Source organism: Specibacter sp. NPDC078692 (assembly GCF_040686835.1).
Taxonomy (GTDB): domain Bacteria; phylum Actinomycetota; class Actinomycetes; order Actinomycetales; family Micrococcaceae; genus Specibacter.
This window is the reverse complement of record NZ_JBFBLV010000059.1, coordinates 1-7,311: the sequence shown is the minus strand read 5'-3', so window position 1 is coordinate 7,311 and position 7,311 is coordinate 1. Positions and strand designations below refer to the sequence as shown.

The window sequence follows — 7,311 nt, the reverse complement described above, 5'->3', positions numbered from 1 at the left end:
GGATCGGCACCACCATCGCAAAAGGGATGGCGCTTGCGGGAAAAGACGGCATTAGACGGCCGTCTTTTCCCGCAAGCGCCGTCCGATGTGGAGCTGCCCCACCATTATGTGGAGGTGCCCACATGATGAGGCGGGCCACAGCTCATCACCCCGGGTCCACTAAATGGATAGCCATCCTTTTTTCAAAGGTCAGCCGCGGACTTGCCCCTCGCCCTGAACGATCCACTTCGTGGTTGTCAGTTCGGTCAGGCCCATAGGTCCACGGGCATGGAGTTTTTGGGTAGAGATGCCAACTTCGGCGCCCAGCCCCAGCTCTCCCCCGTCGGTGAACCGTGTACTGGCGTTGACAATCACAGCTGCAGAATCAATCTCGGCAATAAACTTTTCTGCATTGCCAAGATCGTTGGTCAGTATTGCTTCAGTGTGTCCGGTGCTCCACGTGCGGATGTGTTTGATGGCTTCATCAAGAGAGTCGACCATTTTGACCGCCAAATCAAGGTCCATGTATTCGGTGGCCCAGTCCTCGTCGGTGGCAAGGTCCGCGGTGATACCAGCGGGCAACACCGCCTGGATGCGTTCGTCAACGTGCAGCCGGACCCCGGATTTGGTCAAGGCCGAAAGAACCGCGGAGAGCACCTTGGTGTCCTTGTGCACCAGCAGAGTTTCCACGGTGTTGCAGACGCTGGGGCGCTGGGTTTTGGCGTTGAGCAAAATATCTACGCTCATCTCTTCTTGCGCACTGGCGTCAATGAAGATATGAACGTTGCCCTCCCCTGTTTCAATGACGGGGACCGAAGAATTATTGACGACAGTTTGGATGAGTTCACGGCCGCCGCGGGGAATCAGCACGTCTACGGAACCTCGAGCCTTCATGATCAGATTGGCACCCTCACGGCCGAACTGATCCACAGACTGAACAGCGTCCGAGGGCAGACCTACTGAATCCAGAGCTTCACGCAGGATGCTCAGCAGGGCTTTGTTGGTGTTGGCGGCGGCGGTTCCACCGCGCAGGATGACGGCGTTGCCGCTCTTGAGTGCCAAGCCGGCGATGTCCACAGTCACGTTGGGACGGGCCTCATAGATCGCGGCCACAACACCCATGGGAACGTTGATCTGGCGCATGCGCAATCCATTGGGAAGGGTCTGGCCACGCACCACATTGCCGACGGGATCCGGCAGGGTGGCAAGGTTTTCCAGTGCGTCTGCCAAGCCCTGCATTCGTGGCTTGGTCAGGGTGAGGCGATCGAGCATAGGTGCTGACGTGCCATTTTCGCGACCCGCAGCCACATCCTTGGCGTTGGCTGCCAAGATGCTTTCTTGGTTCGCTAAGAGGGCTTTGGCGATGGCTCGCAACCCCTTGTCCTTCCAGGCACGGTTCGCTCCGGCCATACGGCGGGAGGCCCTGCGGGCACGGTCGGTGATCGCCCGAACGTCGGCGGCGATATCTAGTTCAACAATCTGCTCGGTCATGCCCCAAGTCTAAGGTACCGGTGCGCAGGGCGCTGTGATGCAGTCCGCAATCTGATCAGGCCAAACGGTTGCGAGTCAGCTATTAAGGAGCACCAGATCGTCAACGTGAACCACTTCACGCTCAAACTCGCGGCCAAGTTCCTTAGCCAAGGCTTTCGTTGACCGTCCCAGCATTTGCGGGAGGTCCGAATGCCGGTAGTTGACCAGACCGTGGGCAAAGACATTACCTTCGGAATCGCTGATCTCAACAGCGTCACCAGCATCAAAGTCTCCTGTCACGGCGGTGATGCCAGCGGGCAGGAGTGACTTGTGCCGTTCGCCCACAGCCCGGACGGCGCCGTCGTCGAGCACGAGCCGGCCTCGAATGTCCGCGAGGTGGGCCAGCCAGAGCATGCGCACCGGACGCTTGTTGCCGTTGATACCAAACCACGTGCCGACGTCTTCGCCAGCCAGCGCCAGCGCTGCCTGATCCGTGGAAGTAACCAGGGCCGGGATACCGGTTTCAGCCGCGATCAGGGCAGCCTGAACCTTGGTTGCCATGCCGCCGGTACCAACCCCGGCCTTGCCAGCGCTACCGATCACAATGCCTTCAAGATCCTCAGGAGAATCCACATTGCTGATGCGAGTGGCGCCTTCTGACGGCGGCCCATCGTAGAGCGAATCGACGTCGGAAAGTAGTACTAGCGCATCAGCCTTGACCAGGTGAGCCACCAAAGCGGCGAGCCTGTCATTGTCACCGAACCGGATCTCATGCGTAGCCACGGTGTCATTTTCGTTGACGATCGGCACTACGCCCAAGTGCAGCAGACGCTCCAAAGCCCGGTGGGCATTGACGTACTGATGCCGGCGCGAGAGGTCTTCAGCCGTCAGCAGGACCTGAGATGCAGTGACCCCGTGGGAGGTGAAGGCCCGGTTGTAGTGGGCCATCAGCAGACCTTGGCCCACACTGGCAGCTGCCTGCTGGGTAGCCAAGTCCTTGGGCCGCTTGGCCAGTCCCAGTGGCAGCAGGCCGGCAGAGATAGCACCTGAGGAAACCAGGATGATCTCAGTACCGGAGAGCTGACGCTGCGCCAACACAGCCACCAACTTCTCCAATGCTTCCTCGGAGATGCCGCCCGCAACAGAGGTCAACGATGAAGATCCCACCTTGACAACGATGCGAGCAGCCGTGGTCATCCGACTGCGTGAGGTAACTGAGCCCACCTGGTCTTGCCCCATAGTTCCCATTAGTCCTGCGTTGCACCTGTGTCGTCGGACGAACCTTCAGCGGCCATTTCTGCGGCAATGCTGTGCGCCTTGCTGGCGGTGCGGTTGTCACTGAGCTCGGTCCAGATACCCGCGTCCCGCTCGGCAGCCATTTCCGCGCGTGCAGCGGCCTTGGCGTCGCGGCGGTCCTGCTGTTCCTGGCGCTTCTGTGACCGTGTGGGGCGATCGCCCAAGTCGAGCAGACGAAGGTCAGTGCCGCGGGGAGCTGCCAAGTGCTCGGCCCCGCCCATCATGGTGGGCTCCCAGTCAAAGACCATACCGTTGTCCCCGCCAATGACCACGGTATCCCCGGGTGTGGCACCGATGCGGAAGAGTTCCTTCTCGACTCCGGCCTTCGCCAGCCGGTCTGCCAAGTAGCCGATCGCTTCCTCATTTTGGAAGTCGGTCTGCTCAACCCAACGCTCGGGCTTTTCGCCGCGAACACGGAACAACGGAGCCATGTTGCGCTCTTCGCGGTGGATTGTGAAGGAGGATTCATTGACTGCACGGGGGCGCAGGACAACCGGCTTCACCGTGGCAGGGGCATCGGCGAGGGCCTTGCGTGCTGTTGTGACAATTTCAGCCATGGCGAAGCCAAGCTGCTTCAGGCCCTCGTGGCTTGCCGCGGAGACTTCGAAGACGCGGTAGCCGCGGGCTTCCAAGTCAGCTCGGACAAATCCGGCCATGTCCCGGCCGTCAGGTGAATCAACTTTGTTCAGTGCAATCAGGCGGGGGCGGGCGTTCAGGGGAACCACGTCACCGTCGGTTCCTGCGAAGCTCATGTCGACGTCGTACCTGTCGAGTTCGCGCTCAATGATGGCCAGATCGGTGATGGGGTCGCGGTCAGCTTCAAGCGCGGCGCAGTCAAGGACGTGCACAATCGCGGCGCAGCGTTCTACGTGACGCAGGAAGTTGTGGCCCAAGCCCTTGCCTTCGCTGGCACCCTCGATCAGGCCGGGCACATCGGCCATGGTGAAGCGGACATCGCCAGCCTGGACAACGCCCAGGTTGGGGATCAGGGTCGTGAAGGGGTAATCGGCAATTTTGGGCCGGGCCGCAGACATGGCAGCGATGAGGCTGGATTTACCGGCGGAGGGGAAGCCCACCAAGGCAATGTCTGCAATGGACTTCAGCTCAAGGACAATGTCGGCCTCTGAGCCGGCAATACCCAACAGTGCGAAGCCCGGAGCCTTGCGCTTGAGTGAAGAAAGGGCATTGTTGCCCAGTCCACCCTGGCCACCGGCTGCAGCAATATATTCGGTGCCAATACCTACCAGGTCGGCGAGGACGTTGCCTTCACGGTCCTTGATGACTGTGCCATCGGGAACATCAAGGATCAGCGAGTTTCCGTCTTTTCCGTCGCGCCAGTCGCCCATACCGGGCTGGCCGTTGCCGCCGCGGCGGTGGGGTGCGTGGTGGAAGTCAAGCAAGGTGGTGGTTTGGTCGCTGACGCGGAAGATGACGCTACCGCCGTCGCCGCCCTTGCCGCCGTCGGGCCCGCCCAACGGCTTGAATTTTTCGCTGTGAACCGAGACGCAGCCATGGCCGCCAGTCCCGCCGGATACGTGCAGAACAACCCGGTCAACAAAGCTGGCCACTGAAATCTCCTTGAATAGAACTTACTATTTCGCACTAATTCTAGTCCCGGACGGAACTAGGGCCTGATGCCGGCCCATGGATGAAACTGAACAAAAACTGTATGGAACGCAATTAAATCTCAATAAAAATCACGCTGTGTTAAAAGCCAGTGGAGCGAGCCATGCGGCCCGCTCCACTGACAAAAGCTTTGGTATTAGACCGCAGCTGCAACGATGTTTACAACACGACGTCCACGACGTGTGCCGAACTCGACTGCGCCTGCGTCCAATGCGAACAGCGTGTCGTCCTTGCCACGGCCGACGCTAACGCCGGGGTGGAAGTGAGTGCCGCGCTGGCGAACGATGATTTCGCCAGCCTTGACAACCTGACCGCCGAAGCGCTTTACGCCCAGGTACTGAGCGTTGGAGTCACGACCGTTGCGAGTGGAACTCGCACCCTTTTTATGTGCCATTTGAAAATGCCTGCCTTTTTACTAAAAGTATCTAAGTGGATCGAACCGTCAGAGCGCTTATTAAGCGATTGAGGTGATCTTGACCTTGGACAGTTCCTGACGGTGACCCTGACGCTTCTTGTAGCCGGTCTTGTTCTTGAACTTCTGGATGACGATCTTCGGTCCACGAAGATCCTCCAACTTCTCAGCCGTAACCTTCACATTAGCCAGGTCCTTCGCGGCTGTGGTGAGCTTGTCACCATCAACCAGCAGCAGGGCGGGCAGCTCAAATGTGCTGCCGACTCCACCGGGGACGCGGTTCATGGTCACGTGGTCTCCTACGGAAACCTTTTCTTGACGGCCGCCTGCGCGGACAATCGCGTACACCACTGGGGAACTCACTTCTCTCGACGTTTATTACAAAGTTTTTATGCCAGCTTGGATCGTGTTTGACCCTTGCCAACCGCATGCGCCGCAGTTCAAGATTGAACCGCGCGGTGTGCATGCTACGTGCCTCAACGCCGTGGACCTCAATGGAGTTCTGCCATGGAGTGGTTGCCCTAGGTGTTGGCGTAAGCACCGAAGATCAAGAATACGCTAATTCCTGCTCCGGGAGCAAATGACGCTGATTCTTCGACCCGTGCAGCCTCGGATGGAACCTAAGATTTCATCCTTTGACCGCAGTGTCCGTAGAACCGCACTAAGCCACTTTAGCGCGAGTCTGGGAACAAAAGAGCATTTACGGGCAAGACTCGCCGTATTTTTGCCCACGGGCAGGTGGTGTTAATCACCCAGCACCATGTGGAGGCTGCTGTGCATGGGCGTGGGGTGCCGCAAAGAAGTCCACCTCATACTGTGCTGAATGGGCAAAAGCCACCTTCATTCCAGCGCGCTCGCTCGCTGAACCACGGCGGGCAGCCTCGTCCAGAATGCTGATGGCGGTTTCTGTCGCCTGCGCGAAATCAGCGGAGGCATACGTTTGCAGCCAGGCGCCGTAAGGGTGCTCGGCAGGGCTCTTAGTGGAGTCTTCGCCAGTAAAAGCTAAGTAGTCGGCGTGCAGCATCGCACCCACGTCTGCATATAGCCAGTAGCAGGGCAGTACCGCGGCAACCACTTCTGCGTAGCTGCCGGAGAAGGCCACCGCTTGCAGATGATCAACGTAGTGCTTGGTGACGGGTCCTTGCGTCATCGCCTCAGCAGAGTTCACCGGGTAGTGGCTGAGCCAGTCGCGGTGCAGCGACATTTCCACCTCAAGGCAGTTCTGTGCTCCGGCGGCCCAGAACTTCTGCTCCGTTTCATTAGGCGCCAAGGCACTGGCTTTGGCCAGCACCCGTGAATAGCTTCCGAGGTAGAGGGCGTCCTGCCCAAGATAGTAGGCAAAGTGGTGGCGCGACAGCGTTCCTGCGGCAAGTTCTTTGATGAAATCTAGTGAGGCGATGGCGGCTCGTTGCTCAGCACAGTCCTGCCACAGTTCCCTACTGAAGCTGTTCTGCCGTGGCGTGGCGTTGGCCCATAGTTCGTGCAGGTGGTTGATGGGCCCTGGACCGCGTCCCACCCTCAGCTCACGGGAGGTTTCCAGTGCGTGGCCAAGCCAGTCCTTGGCATGGTCAATACTGATGCTCCAATCACCGGTCTGCGCTTGTAGTGTCGCCACAGCCGCTGAGAGCGAGCATCCTGTCCCGTGCGTGTTGGGCGTATCAATCCGTGGAGCACGGAACTCGTGGACGGTGCCATCGGCACTGACCAGTGCGTCCGGGCAGTCTGCACCGGGCAGATGCCCACCCTTGACCAGCACCCGAAGCTGGTGCGCGGCAGCCAGCTCCCGCCCCTGGGCAATGGCCCCATCCCAGCTCGTCGCCGCTGGCCGGCCCAACAGGGCTCCCAGCTCAGGAATGTTCGGGGTCACCAAGTGCACCAGCCCCAGCAAGGACAACATGGCGGTCAGTGCCTCCCTGTCCATGAGCGCATCTCCGCTGGTAGCCACCATCACCGGATCAAGTACGACGACGGGAGGCTGGGTTTGTTTCAGCCACTCCCCCACTGCTGTCACCACCTCTGCGGTACCCAGCATGCCGATTTTCACAGCGTCTATGGTGATATCTGCTGAAACTGCGGCCAGTTGAGCAGTCAGGAATGCTGCTGGCGGCGTGTGGATGCTGTGCACTCCTACCGTGTTTTGGGCGGTGAGTGCGGTGATGGCTGCCATGGCATAGCCGCCATGAGCGGAAATGGTTTTGATATCGGCCTGAATACCGGCTCCGCCCGAAGGATCGGAGCCGGCAATACTCAGAACTCGCGGATGTTCTAGCTGCAGCTGCTGCTGTGCTGCCGACTCGCGGCCAGCTGAAAACGCAGCTGGCGAAGCATCTGGAAAAAGTGCAGTGGTGTTCATCAGGACATCCCTTCGCCGGTGCTAACCGGGCAGGTTCAACGGGTATTGTCTCAGCCGGCCCTTGTAGCCTGGCACCCCGTGTCATTCGGAGTTTGGCTGACGTCAGTAACCTTGTAGGGCCCATTAGCCATCCAGTAGCTCTACCTCCAGTAAGAAACACGCAACGCTGCACCTA

5 protein-coding genes, 1 pseudogene and 1 riboswitch are annotated in these 7,311 nt (G+C 59.4%); all 6 genes and pseudogenes read right to left on the bottom strand.

The annotated features are described in order from the left end of the window. Positions 1-189 precede the first annotated feature (189 nt). Positions 190-1,470 (bottom strand): glutamate-5-semialdehyde dehydrogenase, encoded by a 1,281-nt coding sequence (locus AB0O97_RS20100; protein ID WP_363840042.1) that lies wholly within the window; start codon positions 1,468-1,470, stop codon positions 190-192. Positions 1,471-1,545: 75 nt separating this feature from the next. Further along, positions 1,546-2,646: a glutamate 5-kinase gene (gene proB, locus AB0O97_RS20095; protein ID WP_363885024.1), complete on the bottom strand. Its 1,101-nt coding sequence runs from the start codon at positions 2,644-2,646 to the stop codon at positions 1,546-1,548. Between the two features lie 146 nt (positions 2,647-2,792). Continuing rightward, positions 2,793-4,313: pseudogene (gene obgE / locus AB0O97_RS20090) on the bottom strand (GTPase ObgE); the annotation flags it as partial. A 194-nt stretch (positions 4,314-4,507) separates the two neighbouring features. Continuing rightward, positions 4,508-4,765 carry a 50S ribosomal protein L27 gene (gene rpmA, locus AB0O97_RS20085; RefSeq protein WP_038462850.1) on the bottom strand — a complete coding sequence of 86 codons (258 nt, stop codon included), beginning with the start codon at positions 4,763-4,765 and terminating at the stop codon, positions 4,508-4,510. A gap of 60 nt (positions 4,766-4,825) precedes the next feature. Then, positions 4,826-5,134 (bottom strand): 50S ribosomal protein L21, encoded by a 309-nt coding sequence (rplU, locus tag AB0O97_RS20080; RefSeq protein ID WP_110106340.1) that lies wholly within the window; start codon positions 5,132-5,134, stop codon positions 4,826-4,828. 397 nt (positions 5,135-5,531) lie between these two features. Continuing rightward, a complete protein-coding gene (locus AB0O97_RS20075) occupies positions 5,532-7,136 on the bottom strand; it encodes a bifunctional hydroxymethylpyrimidine kinase/phosphomethylpyrimidine kinase (RefSeq protein WP_363885022.1) in 1,605 nt (534 codons plus the stop codon). Then, positions 7,127-7,225, bottom strand: a riboswitch (TPP riboswitch). It overlaps the preceding gene by 10 nt. Positions 7,226-7,311: the final 86 nt, after the last annotated feature.